The sequence below is a fragment of the Nonomuraea purpurea genome (genome assembly GCF_042650645.1).
In the GTDB taxonomy this organism is placed as follows: Bacteria; Actinomycetota; Actinomycetes; order Streptosporangiales; family Streptosporangiaceae; genus Nonomuraea; species Nonomuraea purpurea.
This window is the reverse complement of sequence record NZ_JBHSBI010000024.1, coordinates 86669-104168: the sequence shown is the minus strand read 5'-3', so window position 1 is coordinate 104168 and position 17500 is coordinate 86669. Positions and strand designations below refer to the sequence as shown.

The 17500-nt window shown below is 66.4% G+C and carries 21 protein-coding genes and 1 tRNA gene; 9 read left to right on the top strand and 13 right to left on the bottom strand.

Features of this window, described 5'->3' with window-relative positions; genetic code table 11:
• Window positions 1-17: 17 nt before the first annotated feature.
• From ACFOY2_RS37320 to ACFOY2_RS37310, 3 genes are all read right to left on the bottom strand, one after another.
• Complete coding sequence (locus ACFOY2_RS37320; protein WP_379532826.1) at window positions 18-1400, bottom strand: WD40 repeat domain-containing protein; 1383 nt, start codon at window positions 1398-1400, stop codon at window positions 18-20.
• A gap of 115 nt (window positions 1401-1515) precedes the next feature.
• Entirely contained in the window at window positions 1516-2193 is a 678-nt protein-coding gene (locus ACFOY2_RS37315; protein ID WP_379532825.1) for a DedA family protein, read from the bottom strand.
• A 170-nt stretch (window positions 2194-2363) separates the two neighbouring features.
• Window positions 2364-2993, bottom strand: coding sequence for a TetR/AcrR family transcriptional regulator (locus tag ACFOY2_RS37310; protein ID WP_379532824.1), 630 nt, complete (start codon window positions 2991-2993; stop codon window positions 2364-2366).
• Between the two features lie 212 nt (window positions 2994-3205).
• On the opposite strand from ACFOY2_RS37310, the gene ACFOY2_RS37305 reads away from it, so the two are divergent.
• Window positions 3206-4405, top strand: coding sequence for a cytochrome P450 (locus ACFOY2_RS37305; protein ID WP_379532823.1), 1200 nt, complete (start codon window positions 3206-3208; stop codon window positions 4403-4405).
• 66 nt (window positions 4406-4471) lie between these two features.
• Window positions 4472-5821, top strand: coding sequence for an MFS transporter (locus tag ACFOY2_RS37300; RefSeq protein WP_379532822.1), 1350 nt, complete (start codon window positions 4472-4474; stop codon window positions 5819-5821).
• 140 nt (window positions 5822-5961) lie between these two features.
• Here ACFOY2_RS37300 and ACFOY2_RS37295 read toward each other — a convergent pair whose 3' ends face one another.
• Window positions 5962-6378, bottom strand: a complete 417-nt coding sequence (locus ACFOY2_RS37295) for a VOC family protein (protein ID WP_379532821.1) — start codon at window positions 6376-6378, stop codon at window positions 5962-5964.
• Window positions 6379-6450: 72 nt separating this feature from the next.
• On the opposite strand from ACFOY2_RS37295, the gene ACFOY2_RS37290 reads away from it, so the two are divergent.
• Together ACFOY2_RS37290 and ACFOY2_RS37285 are read left to right on the top strand one after the other, a co-directional pair.
• The gene (locus tag ACFOY2_RS37290) at window positions 6451-7044 is read left to right on the top strand and encodes a TetR/AcrR family transcriptional regulator (RefSeq protein ID WP_379532820.1); all 594 of its coding nucleotides are present in this window, start codon (window positions 6451-6453) and stop codon (window positions 7042-7044) included.
• Window positions 7045-7129: 85 nt separating this feature from the next.
• Window positions 7130-7519, top strand: a complete 390-nt coding sequence (locus ACFOY2_RS37285; protein WP_379532819.1) for a VOC family protein — start codon at window positions 7130-7132, stop codon at window positions 7517-7519.
• A gap of 38 nt (window positions 7520-7557) precedes the next feature.
• Here the strand turns inward: ACFOY2_RS37285 and ACFOY2_RS37280 are convergent, their stop codons facing one another.
• Window positions 7558-8370, bottom strand: coding sequence for a phosphotransferase enzyme family protein (locus ACFOY2_RS37280; RefSeq protein WP_379532818.1), 813 nt, complete (start codon window positions 8368-8370; stop codon window positions 7558-7560).
• A gap of 218 nt (window positions 8371-8588) precedes the next feature.
• Here ACFOY2_RS37280 and ACFOY2_RS37275 point away from each other — a divergent pair, with 218 nt between their 5' ends.
• Window positions 8589-8807 (top strand): deazapurine DNA modification protein DpdA family protein, encoded by a 219-nt coding sequence (locus ACFOY2_RS37275; protein WP_379532817.1) that lies wholly within the window; start codon window positions 8589-8591, stop codon window positions 8805-8807.
• Here the strand turns inward: ACFOY2_RS37275 and ACFOY2_RS37270 are convergent.
• The 3 genes from ACFOY2_RS37270 to ACFOY2_RS37260 all read right to left on the bottom strand — a co-directional run bounded on the left by ACFOY2_RS37270 (window position 8798) and on the right by ACFOY2_RS37260 (window position 11157).
• Entirely contained in the window at window positions 8798-9409 is a 612-nt protein-coding gene (locus ACFOY2_RS37270; RefSeq protein ID WP_379532816.1) for a hypothetical protein, read from the bottom strand. The two genes, ACFOY2_RS37275 and ACFOY2_RS37270, sit on opposite strands and share 10 nt — an antisense overlap.
• Window positions 9410-9715: 306 nt before the next feature.
• Window positions 9716-10504 carry a carbon-nitrogen hydrolase family protein gene (locus ACFOY2_RS37265; RefSeq protein WP_379532815.1) on the bottom strand — a complete coding sequence of 263 codons (789 nt, stop codon included), beginning with the start codon at window positions 10502-10504 and terminating at the stop codon, window positions 9716-9718.
• Window positions 10505-10695: 191 nt separating this feature from the next.
• Window positions 10696-11157 (bottom strand): GNAT family N-acetyltransferase, encoded by a 462-nt coding sequence (locus ACFOY2_RS37260; RefSeq protein ID WP_379532814.1) that lies wholly within the window; start codon window positions 11155-11157, stop codon window positions 10696-10698.
• Between the two features lie 450 nt (window positions 11158-11607).
• On the opposite strand from ACFOY2_RS37260, the gene ACFOY2_RS37255 reads away from it, so the two are divergent.
• Complete coding sequence (locus ACFOY2_RS37255) at window positions 11608-12576, top strand: hypothetical protein (protein WP_379532813.1); 969 nt, start codon at window positions 11608-11610, stop codon at window positions 12574-12576.
• A gap of 70 nt (window positions 12577-12646) precedes the next feature.
• Here the strand turns inward: ACFOY2_RS37255 and ACFOY2_RS37250 are convergent, their stop codons facing one another.
• The gene (locus ACFOY2_RS37250; protein ID WP_379532812.1) at window positions 12647-12901 is read right to left on the bottom strand and encodes a hypothetical protein; all 255 of its coding nucleotides are present in this window, start codon (window positions 12899-12901) and stop codon (window positions 12647-12649) included.
• Between the two features lie 197 nt (window positions 12902-13098).
• Between ACFOY2_RS37250 and ACFOY2_RS37245 the strand changes: the two genes are divergently transcribed.
• The 3 genes from ACFOY2_RS37245 (at window position 13099) to ACFOY2_RS37235 (ending at window position 14711) form a co-directional block, all read left to right on the top strand.
• On the top strand, window positions 13099-13542 hold the full coding sequence (locus ACFOY2_RS37245; RefSeq protein ID WP_379532811.1) for a hypothetical protein: 444 nt from the start codon (window positions 13099-13101) through the stop codon (window positions 13540-13542).
• A gap of 76 nt (window positions 13543-13618) precedes the next feature.
• Window positions 13619-14164 carry a flavoprotein gene (locus ACFOY2_RS37240; RefSeq protein ID WP_379532810.1) on the top strand — a complete coding sequence of 182 codons (546 nt, stop codon included), beginning with the start codon at window positions 13619-13621 and terminating at the stop codon, window positions 14162-14164.
• A 418-nt stretch (window positions 14165-14582) separates the two neighbouring features.
• A complete protein-coding gene (locus ACFOY2_RS37235) occupies window positions 14583-14711 on the top strand; it encodes a hypothetical protein (protein WP_379532809.1) in 129 nt (42 codons plus the stop codon).
• A gap of 370 nt (window positions 14712-15081) precedes the next feature.
• Here the strand turns inward: ACFOY2_RS37235 and ACFOY2_RS37230 are convergent, their stop codons facing one another.
• From ACFOY2_RS37230 to ACFOY2_RS37215, 4 genes are all read right to left on the bottom strand, one after another.
• Window positions 15082-15780 carry a hypothetical protein gene (locus ACFOY2_RS37230; protein ID WP_379532808.1) on the bottom strand — a complete coding sequence of 233 codons (699 nt, stop codon included), beginning with the start codon at window positions 15778-15780 and terminating at the stop codon, window positions 15082-15084.
• Window positions 15777-16346: an RNA polymerase sigma factor gene (locus tag ACFOY2_RS37225; RefSeq protein ID WP_379532877.1), complete on the bottom strand. Its 570-nt coding sequence runs from the start codon at window positions 16344-16346 to the stop codon at window positions 15777-15779. The genes ACFOY2_RS37230 and ACFOY2_RS37225 overlap by 4 nt, the downstream gene beginning before the upstream one ends.
• A 525-nt stretch (window positions 16347-16871) precedes the next feature.
• Window positions 16872-17258: a TetR/AcrR family transcriptional regulator C-terminal domain-containing protein gene (locus tag ACFOY2_RS37220; protein WP_379532807.1), complete on the bottom strand. Its 387-nt coding sequence runs from the start codon at window positions 17256-17258 to the stop codon at window positions 16872-16874.
• 72 nt (window positions 17259-17330) lie between these two features.
• A tRNA-Ile gene (locus tag ACFOY2_RS37215) sits at window positions 17331-17404 on the bottom strand.
• Window positions 17405-17500: the final 96 nt, after the last annotated feature.

Here is a 17500-nt window from a genome sequence, read left to right as displayed (position 1 = left end):
GCCAGGCTTCACCTGCCCTACTCGACCGGGAAGGGGGGCTGACTCGGGCCCATGCGATAGACCACGAGCTGGGACTTGCCGCTGAACGACAGTCCATCCGCGGTGGGCTCCATGGTGACCGCCAGCCACTGGCCGTCGGCTGACCAGGCCATGGCCTCGACCCAGGTCGTGAGCTGCCGACCCATGATGATCTTCATGTCGGAGGTCCGCCAGACGCAGAGCTCGTGCGGCCGTTTGTCGCCGCGGATGTTCACGTAGGGCAGCTTGCGGGTGAAGCTGCCCACCGCCAAGTAGGCGCCGTCCGGACTGGCGGCGAGCTGGAAAAGACGTTTGGACGCGTCCATGACCTTGTCCGTGATCTGGCCGGTCGCCGGGTCGAGGACGTAGAGGTTCTCCTGGGCCCCGAGGAACAGGCGACTGCCGTCACCCGCGAAGGACTCGCACTGGATCGGGTCCCAGTCGCCGCCCGCGACCGAGGACGGGATGGGCGGACGGCCGGGAGCGCAGATGTCGGATCCACCGTCTTTGTTGCCGTAATTGCCGGTCCAGTAGCCGCCATCACGTGAGCGTACGCGACCGGGCTGGAACGGGGCTTCGACCTCGGCGCGGGCGTCCACGTCGTAGGCCCACTGCGTCCGGTCGTCTTCGTCCGGTTCCGAGCAGTAGTTCTTGAGGGTGATGACAGGTTCGCCGGGCACCCACGCCATCAGGGGCACGATCCAGTCCTCCCCCGTCGAGAGGTGGACGACCTGCGACCAGTCGGTGGTGTCGTACACCCAGACCAGGCCCTTGTCGCTGCACACGCCCAGGTACCGGCCGTCGTCGGAGAACTCCGCCCCGCTGACGTTGTCGTACTCGACCTCGCCCTTCGTCACGTCGAACGGGCTCACCGTGAAGACCGGCTCTGCGAGGTCCGGAATGTACGGCGCGTCCTCGGCGGTCCACACATCCGCGTTGTACGGGAACGCGGTCGTCCCCCATGCCTCGTCCTCGTCGAACGACTCGATCCAGCGCCGGTCGGTGACGTACACGTCGTAGTCGAACTGAACCAGCAGGTCCTCGTCCTTCCAGCCGCCGTCGCGGTCGTAGTAGAAGTCGTGCAGGTCCTTCCACTGCTCCGGGGTGGGCGGATGGTTGCGGGTGGCGAGTCGTTCGACGCGTGAGACGAAGCGCCGGGTGTTGGCGTCGACCCACTCGCCGTCCAGGCGGGTGTTGACGTCGATCAGCTCATATAGGGGTCCTTGCTCCCAAAGGAGAGAGAAGAAGAAACTGGGATCGTCCGGTACGGGGTCGTAGGTCTGGCCGGCGGTGTCGTAGTAGACGGCGAAGATCCGGAACCTGATCCGGAGCTCGTCGGGATGGACGGCCAGGACGCGCACGCCGTAGATATCGGTCGACATCGTCGTTCCTCGGGGAGCTTGATCAACAGAGTGCGTCAGATGATCGCACAGACCGAGGACATTTCCCGGTGATCCACTATTCGCCCAGCAGTCCTCATCGCCCCGACGAAGGTTCTCAGGCGGACGGCTCGAGATCCGGACCCTCGCCCGGGCCGCTGGGCGCGGTGGTCATTGCGGACTTCTTCGCGCGGGCGTCCTTGCGGCGCTTGCGGATCACGATGATCGCGACGACCACGAGGAGCAATCCGCCCAGGATGACGAGCATCAGGTTGTCGGCGTTCTTCAGACCTGCGGCGACTCCGACGCCGACCAGGAGGGGCAGTGCCGTCGAGCAGGCCGCGCCTGCCGCCACCGGGGGCAGGAACGTGCGGTAATTCATGTGCGTCGCGCCGACGACGGCGGGCACGACGCTTTGCACGAGCCCAACCGGTATGAGCCGGCCGACGAACAAGGCCCAGCGGCCGTGCTTTTGGAGCAGGGCGTCGGCCTTGTCCCAGCCCGCCGCTCCGTGCTTCCTGATGAGTTTGCTCTCGCGCAGCGTCGGACCGACGCGGCGGCCGAGCTCGAACCCGATCACGTTGCCCAGGAGGGCGCCGACCGTGACCACGGCCCACAGGATCAAGAACTCGGGCACCGAGTTCACGGTGGCCGAGGCGATCAGCAGGGCCGCCTGACCCGGGATGAAGAACCCGATGCCGATGATGGACTCACCGAGAGCGATGGCTCCCGTGCTGGCGATGAGCGCGGGTTCTGGCAATGACTGCAACCAGTCCAACACATTGAACAACGCCACGAGCGGCCCTCTCTGATGGATTCCCCTTGGACTCAACTGGCAGCATGATGCCATTTTTTCCCAGAGTGCATCAGGGTTCCCCCTGAGATCGCCTCTGATGTCGACCACCGCAACGGGGCGCCGCTGCCCACGAGGCAAGTCGGCCCTGACGGCCGGCGGGGCCGGTCAGGTCAGAGGGGCCACTTGCCCGTTCGCGGTTTCTGCACCACGGGCACGGCCGGGGGCTGGACGCTCGCCGTGGCGGGTGACAGGCCGTCGAGGATGAAGCCGAGGTAGCGGCGCCAGCCCTCCGTCTCGGGGTCCATGCTCCAGAGCACGCTGTGGAGCATGGCCATGATCCTGGGCAGGTCCTCGGGAACGAGGTCGGCCCGCAGGAGGCGGGCCCGCTGGGCCCGCCGCGCGAGCAGGGTCAGCACCTCGAAGAACCTGGTGGACAGGTCGGGCGTGAGGGAACCGGCGTTCCTCGCGGCGGCCAGGGTGCTCATCTCGCTGGCCACTATGGTCATGGCGGTTTCCATCAACGTGGTCAGACCGCGCAGCGGGTCCTCGTCGTCGATCGCGCGCTCGATCGCCGGCGTGAGCTCCTCGGCCACACGCTGGTCGAGGACGGCTCGGACCAGGTCACCCTTGTTGGGGAAGTGGCGATAGAGCGTCCGCGGGCCTACTCCCGCGCGGCGGGCGATCTGCTCAAGCGACACGTCCGGGCCGTCGTCGGCGAAGGCCGCACGCGCCGCACGCAGGATGCGTTCGACGTTGCGAGCGGCGTCGGCCCGCAGGTGCCGCTCGGTGTTGGTGACCATTGCTGGAGCATATCAATCTGGCATCACGCTGCCACTTGTGCTACCTTCGCGTCAGAGCGAGAAATGGCACGGAACTGTCAATTACTGAGGTGAGAGGGAGCCCGATGCAGGTGAGTGTGGCCGCCGGCCGACCGCTCAGGACATTGCGCATCACGGCCCGCACACCGTGGACCGCCGCACTCACCACCGCCGCCTGAACACAAGGGATTTCCATGACCTCCACCGATCTGCCGGTCTTCCCCGGCGAACGCGAAGCCCGCTGCCCGTTCGACCCGCCCACCGAGTACACGCGATGGCGCGAGGAGGAGGGCCTGCGACGGGTCAACTGGAACGGCCACACCGTGTGGGCGGTGAGCCGCTACGAGGACATCAAGACCGCCATGGCCCACCCGGCGATCAGCGCGGACGTCCTCGGCGTGCTGCAGGGCCGCAAAAAGCAGGAGGGTCCCGGCGCGCCGGAGACCTTCCCCCGCATGGACGACCCCGAGCACGCCCGGCTGCGTCGCATGCTCACCAAGGACTTCACGGTCAAGCGGGTCAACCTGATGCGCCCGGACATCGAGGCGATGGCCGGCGAGTTCATCGACGCCATGGTCGCCAAGGGCCGGCCGGGCGACCTCGTCCAGGACTACGCGCTGCCCGTCCCGTCAATGGTGATCTCGCTCCTGCTCGGCGTCCCCTACACCGACCACGAGTTCTTCCAGACGATCACCGGCAAGCTGATGAACATGTACACCCCGCCGGAGGAGAGGGCCAGGGCGTCCAGGGAGTTCTTCGGCTACATGCTGGAACTGGTGGCCCGCAAGGAGAAGGAGCCCGGCGACGACCTGATGAGCCGGGTGATCCGCGAACACGTCCAGACCGGCGAGCTGCGCCGCGAGACGGCGGCGATGAACGGCGTCATCCTGCTCAACGCCGGCCACGAGACCACCGCCAACATGATCGCGCTTGGCACAGTGGCGCTGCTGGAGAACCCGGACCTGGCCGCCGTGCTCCGGGACGCCGACGACCCGAACGTGATCGCCAACGCCGTCGAGGAACTCCTGCGCTACCTCACGATCGTGCACAGTCTCGTCGCCCGCATCGCCACGCAGGACGTCGAGATCGGCGGCACCCTCGTCAAGGCCGGCGAGGGGCTGATCATGAACCTGCCCGCCGGGAACTGGGACCCCGCCTTCACCGCCGACCCCGAGACGCTCGACCTCGGCCGGCCCGCTCGCGGGCACCTCGCCTTCGGTTACGGCGTGCACCAGTGCCTCGGCCAGACCCTCGCCCGCGCCGAACTGCAGATCGCCCTGCCGACCCTGCTGCGCCGACTCCCCGATCTGCGGCTCGCGGTGCCGATCGAGGACGTCAGGTTCAGGAACGACATGAGCATCTACGGCGTCCACTCGCTGCCCGTCACCTGGTGACCAATGCGCAGTGATCTGACGCCCCGGCAGGCCCCGATTCTCCCCCGGCGCGCGAATCCCACGCTCGTGTTCGGCTCTCTGGCGCTGGCCGGGGTGGTGTTCGCGATGCTGCAGTCGCTCGTCGCCCCGGCCCTGCCGGTCATCGGCAGGCAGCTGGACGCCTCGACCGCGGACATCAGCTGGCTCGTGACCGCCTACCTGCTGGCCGCCGCGATCGCCACGCCGATCGCCGGCCGGCTCGGTGACATGTTCGGCCGGCGTCGGGTGCTGCTCGTCGTCCTCGGCGTGCTCTCCACCGGAATCCTGGTCGCCGCGCTCGCCGGCAACCTCGCCGTCCTGGTGACCGGCCGGGTCCTGCAAGGAGCCGGAGGCGCGATCCTGCCGCTGGCGTTCGGCATCGTCCGGGACGAGTTGCCGCGCGAACGGGTCGGCGTCGCCGTCGGCCTGCTGTCCGCGCTGCTCGGCACCGGCGGCGGACTTGGCGCTGTGCTGGCCGGACCGATCGTGGCCGGATTGGGCTGGCACTGGCTGTTCTGGTTCCCGCTGATGGCGATCGCCCTCGCCGCCGTGGGCATCGTGTTCGGCATCCCACCATCTCCGGTCCGCGCATCCGGCCGCATCGACGTGCCCGGCACGCTGCTGCTGTCGGCCGGCCTGGTCTGTCTGCTGCTGGCGCTCAGCAAAGGCGGTGGCTGGGGCTGGGCCAGCGGTCTGACCCTGGGCCTGTTCGGCGGGGCGGCCGTCACGTTCATCGCGTGGGCAGTGGTCGAGCTGCGGGTTCGTGCGCCGCTGGTGGACATGCGCATGCTTGCCGGCCGGGGCGTGTGGACGACCAACATCGCCGGTATCGCTTTCGGGGTGGCCACGTTCGGCTCGTTCCTGCTGGTACCGCTCCTGCTCCAGCTGCCGGCCGCGACCGGCTACGGCCTGGGCAAGTCCGTCAGCGAATCCGGCCTGTTCCTGCTGCCCCCGACCGTGGCGATGGTCGTGTTCGCGCCGCTGTCGGGTGCGCTGGACCGGCACTTCGGGGCCAAACTGCCGTTGGTGCTGGGCACCGTCATGATCACGGCGTCTTATGTGCTGCTCGCCGTCGCCCACAGCGCGGCGTGGCAGGTGCTGACCGCGGTCTCCCTGATGGGAATCGGGCTCGGCCTGGCGTCCGCCGCCATGACCAACGCGATCCTCGCCACCGTGCCACCGTCCCAGACCAGCGCGGCCACGAGCATCAACACCCTTGCCCGCTCCATCGGCGGCAGCATCGGCACCGCCGTCCTCGCCGTAACCCTGTCCGCCGCCGGGCACGTCCCGTCCGAGGCCGGGTTCACCACCAGCTTCTGGATCTGCGCGGGCACGCTCATCGTCGCCGTCGTCGCCGCCCTCCTGCTCCCCACCCGCCAACGCCGTGCCCTCGAATGATGATGCCTGTCGGGCCTCGCGCTGCGCCCGTGAGCGCGAGGCCGACCCTCAGAACCTCGGACATGCGCGGCACCAGCGCCGACCTGCCCGTCATGCCCGAAAGGACAAGCCCACCTCCGATACGCGGCGTACCGAGGGGGTCATGGATTGACGTACTGGTCGGCGTACTCCGCCGAAGGTGCGATGGGGGTGATGACGTCGATGAGGACCCCGTTGGGATCGGCCACGATGAAGTGGCGCTGCCCGAAGTCCTCGCTGCGCAGTTCGAGTTCGGCTGTGAGTCCCGCGTCGATGACGAGCCGTTCCCATTCGGCGTCCACGTCCTCCACTTCGACGTTCAGCAGCAGTCCGCGGACGGGGGTGCGGTACGCCTCGGGCAGCGTCGGGTGGGTGTGGTCGAGCAGCGCGAGCTCGTAGGGCGGTGTTCCGGGGCGCCGCAGGCTGAGGTACCAGTCGGCTTCGAACGTCGTCTCGAACCCCAGCAGCCTGGTGTAGAAGTCGTGGGACTCCTGAAGCCGGGTGGTGCAGATCACCGGATAGAAGCTGGTCAGTTTCACACGAACCTCTTTCGCGTACCATCGGTATGTCAATGTCTATTTAACATACCATCGGTATGTCAAGGGGGGCGCATGAAGACGCACGGCGTCAGAGCACAGCAGCGGGAGCAGACCAGGCAGGCTCTGCTGCGGGAGAGCAGACGCCTGTTCGCCGCCCGGGGGTATGGCGCCGTGAGCCTGTCGGAGATCGTCAGCGAGGCGGGGGTGACCAAGGGCGCGCTCTACCATCTGTTCGAGAGCAAGGCCGAGCTGTTCCGTGCCGTCCTGGAGCAGGTGCAGCAGGAGGTGGCCGAGACGGTGGCGCGGACCGCTGACGTCCACGACGACCTCTGGACCCGTCTCACCGCCGGCTGCCAGGCGTTCCTGACCGCCAGCACGGCCCCGGACATTCAGCGGATCATGCTCATCGACGGCCCTGCCGTGCTCGGCTGGAACGAATGGCGCGCGATGGACGAGGCCGCCTCGGCCCGCCATCTCGCCGACGCGCTCACCGAACTGATCGAAGAAGGAACGATCGCGGCCCAGCCGGTCGCGCCGCTGACCCACCTGCTGTCGGGCGCGATGAACGAAGCAGCACTGTGGCTGGCCCAGTCGGACGACCCCGCGGATCTGCCGGCCACCCAAGCCGCCCTGGTGCAGATACTGCAGGCGCTCCGCAACAGATGAGCATCAAGCACGGCAACTCCTGCTCAGAAGTTGGCCATGATCTGAACACGAGTTTCGCCGCGAACCGACTTGATAGCCTCGGCGGATGACCGCGATTGGACAGATCTCCTTGGGCGTCACGGACGATGTCCGAGCCGGGGAGTTCTGGCACCAGGCGCTCGGATACGTGCGGCGGCCGCCACGCTTCGAAGGCGATGATTGGATCATCCTGGAGCCTCCGCCCGGCGTGGTCGGCGTCGCACTTGCGATGGACGTGAGCGAGAGTCCCGCCGAGGAGTTCCCCCGGATACATCTCGATCTCAACGCAGGGGATCGCGATCTCAACGACGAGGTCGATCGGCTGGTCGCGCTGGGTGCGCAACGTGTCGACTGGCCTCACTATCCGGAAAATACGCGGCCCGAAGTCCCCGCGTTCGTGGTGCTCGCCGATCCTGAGGGCAACCGGTTCTGTGTGGAAGGCCGGCGTCGCGGATAGGGGTGTTCTGATTCGGCTACGACCTCGAAGGCCCGCGATCAGTCACGGGTATCCAGCCCTTTGCGATCAAGCGCTGCTCGGATCTGGCTGAGCCACTCTGTGCCGAGCTGGCGCCCGTTCGGGAGTTGGTCGCCTCGATCCCAGCGCCACGTTGTGATCATCGCCAGTACGAGGATCTGGCAATCGCGCAGCAAGTCTTGATTGACACCCGGATAGTGCGCGCTGACTTCTTCTGGCGCATGGGCGAGGTCGAACTCGACAGGCCCACGACAACACGTCTCAAAGTCTATGAACAGCAGCCCGTTCTTCGTGGTGAGCACGTTGCCCGGGTGCGGCTCGCCGTGCACCAGCTGCTCGGCGCCGCCGCGCTCGCCGATCACTCGTCCCAGACTTCGTAACGTGTCACCGAGCAGCTCCCGGTCCGCGTCGGCGAGCGCAGGCGTGCGGTCGCGGTTCGCCACGAGCTGTTGAGCCCGCTCGACTCGATCCGTGATGTGCGGCGTCGGGACGTCGAGCTTGCGCATGCCGGCATGCAGCCGCTCAAGCGCATCGGCGTAGTCAGCCGGTGAGACCTCTCCAGGTGTCACCGGTTCGTAGTAGGTCCACAGCGTGACCACGAAGCCATCACGCTCATAGACGCCTGGCTCCACTCGAGGCTCAAGAGCAGCCACAGGACACCCGGAGTCGGCGAGCCGCTGAGCAAGCTCGACTTCGAACTGTGCGACCTGATGCGCTTCAGGTGCCACCCGGGCCAGGACGTCACAAGGCAGCAGACGCACAGTGAGCTTGTTCGAGTTATTAAGAACGATCGCGTCGTCGGCTGTCAGGCCAAGTGATGAGGCGATCGACATGGCCGCAGCCACCGCACGCCGGACCTCTGACGCCTGCATCGTCGCCTGGTGTCCTCTCCCTTGAGCACCGCCCTACTCCCCAAGCGGTACAACCTGGGCACCATACCAAGTGGTCGATAGAGCCGCATTGGCGCGACTGAATCGGCGATCTCCCCCTTTGGCCGACAACCATCAAACAACGCAAAGATTTCGGTCACGGCCGCCCAAACGGAGAACCAGTGTTCGACGACCCGTGGGCGCTGGACTCTGGCGGGTTCACCAAACTGGCCCTGCACGGCCAGTGGGTCACCACGCCCGAGGAGTACACCGACCTGCGGTGGTGCCTTGTGGATGAAATCTGGGACGCGGATGTCGTTGGCGCGAAGGCACCCGCCTCATGGCCGGAATCGTTACTCAAGCATTGCCTGCGCGGGCGGAGCGGGGGTGCTCAGGGGTAGTCGCGCCAGAACGGGACGGTGGCTTGAGGCGCCCAGTCTTCGGGATACTCGGGCCGGGGCTCTTCGAACTCCTGGTTGATGTAGTCGAGCAGGTCGGCTCCGTAGTAGATGATGTCGCTGCCCCACATCGACAGCACCGGGTGGCCGAAGGTGCCGTGTCCTGCGGGCAGGAACCTGTGCGCATAGACGGGAACCATTCTTGGCACCCCGGTCAGCTGCGACCGTGCCAGGTCGACGGCCGCTTCGCTGGAATCCGGCCGCTCGCCCCAGGCAGGTTGCCAGTGCCCGCGCTGAACGTCATGGAGCAGGAATTCGATCGGCCAGTTGAGGTGCCGGCGGAGTTCGTCGGGATCGCCGTTGCGCCAGTCTGGCCATGGTCTTTCCCAGGCATAACTGGTGCCTGGTTCCTCTTCCCGCGGTTCGTGGACTGGTAGTCCGGCGGCAAGGAAGGCTCGGTGGTCGTCGGCGAACTCGAACTCGTATTCGTGCTCGATACGAGCGAACTCCGCGTCGGTCAGGCCTTCCTCAATCACACAACAGTTCATATGGACCAGGCGATGCGCGGCTTGTCTTCCGAGCTGAGCCCCTCCTTCGCTAATCATGTTCGAACCGTATCGCGGATGCCCTGTGCCATGGGCCTGCCATCGGCGGCGATCGCTGGGCGCGGCCGGTCGTTCCCTGCATCTCGTCATCGGGGCCCGGGATCAGCACGTCGACCCGGAACTCGGGACGCACCGCGCCCAGCAGCCGCTCCAGCAGTCCTGCGGGTTCGGCTTCGTCCCCACCTGCGGGGGGTTTGCCTTCCGTTCACAGCTTCACCTGCCGCTGGGGCAGCCACTCGGCCACTTCGAGTTCGCGGCGGGCGTCTTGAGGGGTCAGATGCAACGGACCAACGGCACCGTCGAATATCAGAATTGTCCGAATGCCTGCTCTGTCGGTCTGGTTTGGTAGCGAAGGTGGACGACGTCGCGCCTCCGCTGACTGAGATACCAGTCGGCGGCCTCGTCCATGTCGATGGTCGCTCGCACCTTGCCGGTGCTGTTGGCGGGCAGTTCGGCGAGAACCTCTCCGCGTGGCGAGATGATCATGCTGGGGCAGTGCTGGTGGGGATCGGAGACGTTGGCAGCGAGGACGAACCGCTGGTTTTCTGCCGCTCGGCTGATCAGGTGGCTTCGCCAGACTCCGGCCGGCTCGGTGAGGTTGGCGGCGTGGGTGAGGTAGATGAAGACTTGTGCTCCTGCGTCGGCCAGGTACTGCCACTGTTCGGGAAAGCGGATCTCGCGGCAGAGCTGGACACCGACGGTGAGAGGGCCATCGGCCAGGTGGAGTTGGAGCGTGGGAAGCTCGGATCCAGCCTTCAGCAGGCCGCGCTCGTTCATCGCCAGGTTGATCTTCCGATAGGTCCATGTGGTGCCGTGCGGTGAGAAGTAGAGGGCAGCATTCCACCAGGCGCCGCGCTCGAACAGTAGTGAGCCGCAGAACAGGTGCACCGCCTTCTCGCGCACCAACGTGGCGAGATCGTCGATGGCGCGTGCGAGCGCTGTGGGGTCGAGGCGGCTGAGAACCGACAGGTCAGAGCCGTAACCCGACAGGGCGCCCTCGGGGAGGACAATGATCTCGTCCGGCTGAGCGTCGGTCAGGACCGCCGCAATGGTCGACAGATTCTCTGCGATGTCCCAGGTGATGGGGATCTGCACGACCGCTATCGATGCTTTCATGAGTCCTTCCTTCGGCGGCTGCCGTCGGCATAGGTCATCCGGTCGCCAGAGGAGGCTCGTTGCCAGGCGACGGGACTACGTCATGGAGGCAGGTTCCTCGGCTCCGGTCGACGGGATCGTTCCGCTGGCTATCGTCGGTCCGGTCGGGATCGCCCTGTCCTGGTCGCCCCTCAGCGCTGGGCGGAGATCTGGTTCGCGTCACGCCGGTAGGCGTAGTGGATGAGCCCCTTGTGAAACTTGCCCACCTTGTCGTACAGCGCGCGAGCCGGGGCGTCTTCCAGCGTGTTCCAGTAGAGGCCTGGGAAGCCGTGCTCCTTGGCGTCCCGCGCCACCCACTCGATCACTGCCGTCGCGACACCCCGCCGCCGGACTTCCGCGTCCACGAACAAGTCCGCCAGATAGCATCTCCCGGCGTACCAGACACTGGCGTGGAACAGGTAGTGCGCGATGCCGACCATCTTGCCGTCCAGCCGGGCGGCGATCCCGCGTATCTGCTCGTCGTCGAGCAGGCGTCGCCAGGTCCGTTCGTAGTCGTCGTCGCTGCGTTCGACCTCGAAGTATGTGTCTTTACCACGGACCAGCACTTCCCAGCAGGCACGGTCGGATTCCGTCAGGAAGCTGATCTCCACCATGGCGCCCATCCTGCCCCACGGTGGGCGCGTATCAGGGAGCCGGTCAGCGCCGCGTCGAACGTGGCGACTGGCCCGAGCCCGGACAGCCCCGGCGTGCCGAGTCCCGCAAGGTAAGGAAGGTCGCCCGTCCAAAGCACTCACTACGGCTCAGGCAGAAGAGGTGTTCAAAGGCATCGGAGGGCAAGAAAGTGGTGCTGCGAGAGCGGCCAGTTCTCCGTCCTGCGCCACAGCGAGCAGGGCGAGCATGAGGAAACCGCCCGAGGACGCTACGCCACCGCGCGCCTCGTGTAGGCCGCTCCCGTCGGCCCGCATCGGCATCGAAAGCGGACACAGTGAGCCCGTTAGTCCTCTGGGATGCCGGTGCTCGCAGTCGGGCCAAGCGGGCGTCGAGGGTGCAGTGGGCTGCCACGGCGAATATCCCGAATGCTGGGCATGATCCAGTATGGGGCCATGGCAAGGAATCTCCCGCTACGCCTGCCCGCCATCTTCGGCATTGCCGCGATTGCCATCTACCTGGTCGGATTCGCCCGAATGCGATCCGCCGTGCTCACCACAATGCCCACCGTCACCGCGGACGACGCCGCGTTCCTCGACCATTTCACCGACATGGTGACGGCACGCACCGCGTTCGCCTGCGCGTTCTTCACCGTCGCCGCGCTCGCCAGCCTGGTACTGGCCAGAGCCAAGCCCACCGGCGCGGTCCTGCTGACGGCGGGCCTGCTGACACCGTTCTACCTACTCGGCCTCTATCTGGTGTACGACGCCAACCCAGCGCAGATCATGCTGTGGCTCGAAGCCGACGCCTTCACGAGCTGGCACGTCGACGAAGACGCGACCAATCCCGCGTGGAGCCAGCCGGCACTCGCCGCCGTTCTGGGAGCGGCGGCTGTCGCGCAGCTATGGGGTACGTTGCGGCTGGCCCGCGGCGTGGAAGCAGCGCCGTCGCCGACGGCGGCATCGCTGTTCTTCCGGCAACCGGCCTTCTGCGCCGCGTACGTCGCGGTGTGCTGCTTCGACACCTGGCTCACCTCGGTCACGGCGCCGCCTCCGACCCCTGAGGAGAGCTACTTCGCCCACTACACGTCCACGACCCTGATCAAGCTGGCGTGGAACATGACGATCGGCGCCGCGATCGCCCTGACCGTGGCGAGTGGGTTGACCGTGGCTATGGGCGTGGCGGCCCGGCGCGGCAGGGCGCGCGTGCTGGTGCTGGTGGGCATGCTGACTCCGGCGTACGTGCTTGGCCTGGTAGCCCTCGTGGCCGTGGGCCCGCTGGGCCCGATCGGCCCTGAGATGAGCCTGACCTCGAGCATCCGCCCCGTCTGGCACGTCCCCTTGCTGGCCGTGCTCGCGGGTGGCGCGATGGTCTCCTATGTACGCGGCCTGTTCGCGCTCTCCTCTGCACCGCTCCGCGTTTGAGGTGTTTGTGCATGCCTCGCCCCGCGCACGCGGCTTCCACCGCGCGGGCCAATCGGTTCTTTACCTGTGCTCAGCAATTGCGCAGGCTACACCGCCGATCATCATCCCGAGACCCAACTTGATGATCAGATCTGGCCACGGCTTCGTATGGGCCGAAGAGGCCAAGCATCATCAGCAGGGCCAGCCCGAAAAAGACAACACCATTGGCCAGGAACGCCCGACGGAAAAACGCCGCTGACTCGCCGGGACGTAATCGCGCACGGTATGCGGCGTTGCCAAAGGCAACTAACGGCAGAAGAGCGAGGAGCGCTCTGAAGAGATCCACGGGCGCTGATCATAAGCGAGGCTTCTCCATCAGGTATAGACGCATGTGAGTAACGGAGGGATCGGGCGGCGGTGCAGCCGTCCATGAAGATCCACGGTCGTCCGAGCTGATCCAAGGCGATTGTCACTCAGTAACCCGCCTGACAAGATCGCTGTGGCGCGGAGCGCATATTCTCTGTCGGTCGATCGGAGAAGCTCATGCTGGAACGTCTCACACGGCTGCTCAGAATCCACAAGAAGATCAAACTTCTACATCTGAACACCGGTCGCAAGGAGACGTGTACCGTCCTGGCGAGGCGCACCGGCGACGGGCACACATTCGAAGTCGAACTCCGAACAGAGCACGACACCATGATGACCGTCCGCGCCGAAGAAGACTACGAAGAAGCCCTGCAAGCCCTCCGAGTGAGGTTGGAGGAACGCGGCCTTCTCCTTCTCATCAACAGGTATCGGAGAAACGCGTTCGTCTCCACGATGGCGCGCCAGATGAGCGACGGGCTGGCCTGCTATCTCGTCCAGATGGGACGCCCTGCGAGCCCTCGCCGGATAGTGAGCAGCATCGCCCCCGCGCCCGCGCGCGCGGTCGTCACGTTACGAGAGGCCGATGCGTTCGTGGAGCAGTGGATCGATTCATGCAACTGAGCGGAGTCGCGACCCGTCAGGGTTTCTCCTCCCCGCAGTCAAACGGCCATCACACTTGTTTCATAGGATCACGCGCATGGAGTCCCACGAGGACACGCCCGGCATTCTGTATGTGATCGCGTGTGCCGCACCTGCCGCCGCCGATCTCCATCACCTGATCCCCATGGCTCAGGCGGCCGGGTGGCAGGTGCACGTGGTCACCACACCAATGGGCGAACGCTTCGTCAATGTCCCCGAACTGGAGCGCCTGACTGGTGACCTGGTCCGCAGCACGTACCGCATGCCGCAGGACCCCAAGGGCCTCCCTCCCGCAGACGCCGTGATCGTCGCTCCGGCCACGTTCAACACGATCAACAAGTGGGCGAGCGGCATCGCCGACATCTTCGCGGTTGGGCTGCTGTGCGAGGTGATGGGGTTCGGCGTCCCGATCCTCGCCGTGCCGCTGCTTAAGGACGCGCTCGCCCGGCACCTCGCGTTCCAGCGGAGCCTGGACACGCTTCGAGAGATGGGCGTGCGGGTCCTGTTCGATCCCGCCGCCCCGCCGCAGTCCCGCATGCCATCCTGGGAGCGAATCATGCAAGAGCTACACGCCGTTGTCGGGGAGCGACAGACACAGGGGTGATGGCATGGACAGCCACAGGGAGATCGGCCAGCGGATCGCTCGGGCACGCCGTCGCCGTGGACTGTCCCAGGCGGTCTTGTCCGGTCTCATCGGTCGCTCCGAGAGCTGGCTGAGCCAGGCGGAGCGCGTATCAGGCCGAGCCCGGTAAACGGGCACGGCGGTGGGTCTTGGCGCACGGTCGGTTTCCGAGGTATCCAACTCCGCAGTGAAGCAGCCTCCCCGGTTCTGTATGGGGGTGGTCCCGGTTCCAGCCAGGGGCCTATCCGACGGCTGGGCATCAGTCGAGGGTCGAAGTGACCTGTCAGCGCCGACCGTGCAAATAGCTAGATCACGAGGTCAGAAGGCGGGAGAGTCATGGCAAGAGGACGATCTCGTCTTCGCGAGTAAGCACGGGACAGAACCGGACGCCGGAGTGGCCGTGGAGGACATTGCTCGGCTCGTCGGCCACAAGGGCACGGTGGTGACGGAGAAGGTCTACCGCAAACAGCTCCGCCCGGTGCTACTGGAAGGCGCCGAGGCGATGGATCGGATCTTCGCGCAGGCTTAACGCTGTTCACGACTGCGTCTCGGCCTCCGCGTCGGGCTTGCCTTCGGCTCGTGGCACGCCAGCGATCAGGACGAGCGCAGCAATAGCGCCGTAGAGCGGGAGCACGAACCCAGGCCCCTGCGAACCCTCAGGGCAATGAGAGGAGAGGAACGCAACAGTCGATAGTGCGTAGTAAGCGGCTGTCGCGAGCGCTCCGCCCGCTCCTACCCAGACCAAGATTCGACGCCTTCGGGGCGCTGATCGCCATGCGGCCACGGCCAGCGCTATCAAGGCAGGTGGAAGAAGAGCGGCCATCGCACCGAAATGGGTGCCATCCTGCTGTCTCGATGCACGCCTGCGGAGCTATGATCGCCCCGCAGGCGCCTCGCTGTCAGCGTCCCGCCATCTCCTTGGCGTGCTCCTTGTCAGCCCCTCCCTCATCCACGAGCGTGCAGGGCCGCACGGAGCTGCCCGCCTTGGCCAGCCAGGTCCCCAGGCTCCAGCCGACCCCCGGATCGTTGCCGAGCCTGAACTCCAGCACCAGGGTCTCTCCGGGCCTCATGAAGTTCGGGGAGATCCTGAACTTGTCCTTGGAGATGGGGCGGGCGACGTCCCTGGACCGCCAGTGCTCTGGCCGGAAGAACTCCTTACGTTGCTCCGCGGTCATGTTTTTGGGGTTAGGCGAGCCATAGGCATTGTCCGCGCTGGCGAACCGGCCGGACGCGCACCTCTTGTCCCGTGGGTTGTAGGTGACGTCGGCCTTGATGCCCTGGGCGTTCAGCGCGGCCTGCAAGCCTTCGGGATCCTGCAGCTTGTTGATCGTCACGATCATCGTGCCGTCGGGGTTCTTCGCCACCGCGTAAGCGGGGTCGCCGTCCCCGATCACCAGCGGTGCGGCGACAGCGGCCATTGCGACGCCGGCCGCGACCAGCAGCCGTGGACCGGTGAAGATCGCCCGGCCTCCCCCGAAGATGCGCCGGCGCGGGGGTGGGCCGTCCATTCCTTCCAGCAGTCGCCGCCGCGCTCCGGCGAGGTCGTCTGGAGTGCCCGGGGGAACAGTCACCCACATGGTCTTGAGCTCGTCCATCATTCTGCTCCTTGTTCTAGTGTCTGACGAACCCGGGTGCGGGCCCGGTTGAGTCGCGAGCGCACGGTCCCCAAAGGGATGGCCAGTGCGTCCGCGACCTCCTGGTAGCTCAGTTCGGCCCAGGCGACGAGCAGCAGCACATCGCGATCGGCTCGGTTGAGTTTCAGTAACGCCTGTGCCAGCGGCCGGTTGACGGCCAGGGTGCCGACCCCGTCCTCAACCGGTGTGCCGGACACCTCCGCCGGATGCACCCCACTGCGGATGTAGGCGCGGTAGAGGCTCATCTCGGTGCGCCGATGCTTGCCGATCAGGTTGGAGGCGATGCCGTACAGCCATGGGCGAGCGTCGGCGCGGGCCCGGTCGAAATCGCCCCGGCGCTGGAAGGCGGTCAGAAAGGTGTCGGCCACGACGTCCTCGGCCTCGCTGGGGCCCAGTCGCCGGACCACGTAGCGATGGAGGTACGGCGCATGCCGGTCGAACAGAATGGCGAAGGTTTCCGGCTCATTCAGCGACCTCTCGATGAGGGTCGCATCGTCTGCCTTGATGACGTCGTGTATGGGGTCATGCATATCGACCCCTTCTTGGCGTATGCCGGTCACACGTACTCTTACCGCGCCAGCCCGAAATGGTTCACGCCCGTCTTCGGCCCGAACCGATGAAGTGCCTGGGCCACGCCCGCAACGGCGCTGTCGGCAACAACGCCTGCTCGTCCGCCTCCCCGAGGGCAGACCTCGGCCTGCGGAAATCTTCGCCCGGTTCGCCGAGCAGGTGAGGGCGCGGATGGTCGGTACGCGGGTGGCCTCGCGGGGACGCGGAGGGCGGCCTGGACGCACGGGGTGTGCAGGGCGTCGGCGACTACGGTCTGTGACCTGCGCCTATGGTCCGAGAGTGTCCGCTGGCGTTCGTGATCGTCTCTGCTGGTTGTCACGCAGCGCTCCGTCGGAGCGGTGCATCTGGGCGACACAACCGGCTCTTCGCGATTGGGGGTGTAACCGTGAGCGAGGAAGTTGAGTTCCTGAGAGTGGCGTCGCACGGTGACCGAGTTCGTCGCTGGCATACGTCGGACGAGGACGCGGCCACCTGGGTCGGCGGCGCTACGCCCGATCCCTTCGGACCGTGCCGGTGAGGATTGCCTCCAGGCCGGCGTGGAAGCGCTGATCGCGGGAGTCGCCGAGGATGGCGATGGCGTCGGACCCATTGCCGACAGAGGGCTCGCTGCCGGCTGCCAGCAGAGGGTCGCGGAGCAGTTCCTCCCACTCGCCGGTGGCGACGAGGGCGAGATAGGCCTGTTCCTCGAGGACGAAGCCGACAGTGTAGTTCCGCAGGGCGTAGGCGATATCGCCTGGGTCGAAGCCGGCCAGCGTCAGCGCTGAGAGCATGGTGCGGACGGCGGCGCCCAGTGCTGCCGTTGCGGCGAAGGGCGAGTACGAGCCTGCGACGATTCGGCCGCCGTCGCGGAAGGACAGCATCGCGGTGCGCATGCGCTCGAAGCAGAGACACTCAGAAGATCAAAAAGGCCATTCCCGATCTTCGGAAATGGCCTCTGAGCTGGGTGGGGCTACCAGGACTTGAACCTGGGACCTCTTCCTTATCAGGGAAGCGCTCTAACCGTCTGAGCTATAGCCCCGCACGCACCGAACGCTATCGCATCCCCAGGAGGGAAGCGAACCAGTTGTTCGGACGAGGAAAAGCTTACCGCCTTCGGCGGGTTGCTCGCGCCGTC

What these genes read in the sequence shown, in the direction of transcription:
- ACFOY2_RS37320 (WP_379532826.1), bottom strand. Translation starts at nt 1,400, where the DNA reads ATGTCGACCGATATCTACGGCGTGCGCGTCCTGGCCGTCCATCCCGAC.
- ACFOY2_RS37310 (WP_379532824.1), bottom strand. Translation starts at nt 2,993, where the DNA reads ATGGTCACCAACACCGAGCGGCACCTGCGGGCCGACGCCGCTCGCAAC.
- ACFOY2_RS37305 (WP_379532823.1), top strand. Translation starts at nt 3,206, where the DNA reads ATGACCTCCACCGATCTGCCGGTCTTCCCCGGCGAACGCGAAGCCCGC.
- ACFOY2_RS37290 (WP_379532820.1), top strand. Translation starts at nt 6,451, where the DNA reads ATGAAGACGCACGGCGTCAGAGCACAGCAGCGGGAGCAGACCAGGCAG.
- ACFOY2_RS37285 (WP_379532819.1), top strand. Translation starts at nt 7,130, where the DNA reads ATGACCGCGATTGGACAGATCTCCTTGGGCGTCACGGACGATGTCCGA.
- ACFOY2_RS37280 (WP_379532818.1), bottom strand. Translation starts at nt 8,370, where the DNA reads ATGTCGATCGCCTCATCACTTGGCCTGACAGCCGACGACGCGATCGTT.
- ACFOY2_RS37270 (WP_379532816.1), bottom strand. Translation starts at nt 9,409, where the DNA reads ATGATTAGCGAAGGAGGGGCTCAGCTCGGAAGACAAGCCGCGCATCGC.
- ACFOY2_RS37260 (WP_379532814.1), bottom strand. Translation starts at nt 11,157, where the DNA reads ATGGTGGAGATCAGCTTCCTGACGGAATCCGACCGTGCCTGCTGGGAA.
- ACFOY2_RS37255 (WP_379532813.1), top strand. Translation starts at nt 11,608, where the DNA reads ATGGCAAGGAATCTCCCGCTACGCCTGCCCGCCATCTTCGGCATTGCC.
- ACFOY2_RS37245 (WP_379532811.1), top strand. Translation starts at nt 13,099, where the DNA reads ATGCTGGAACGTCTCACACGGCTGCTCAGAATCCACAAGAAGATCAAA.
- ACFOY2_RS37240 (WP_379532810.1), top strand. Translation starts at nt 13,619, where the DNA reads ATGGAGTCCCACGAGGACACGCCCGGCATTCTGTATGTGATCGCGTGT.
- ACFOY2_RS37230 (WP_379532808.1), bottom strand. Translation starts at nt 15,780, where the DNA reads ATGATGGACGAGCTCAAGACCATGTGGGTGACTGTTCCCCCGGGCACT.
- ACFOY2_RS37225 (WP_379532877.1), bottom strand. Translation starts at nt 16,346, where the DNA reads ATGCATGACCCCATACACGACGTCATCAAGGCAGACGATGCGACCCTC.
- ACFOY2_RS37220 (WP_379532807.1), bottom strand. Translation starts at nt 17,258, where the DNA reads ATGCGCACCGCGATGCTGTCCTTCCGCGACGGCGGCCGAATCGTCGCA.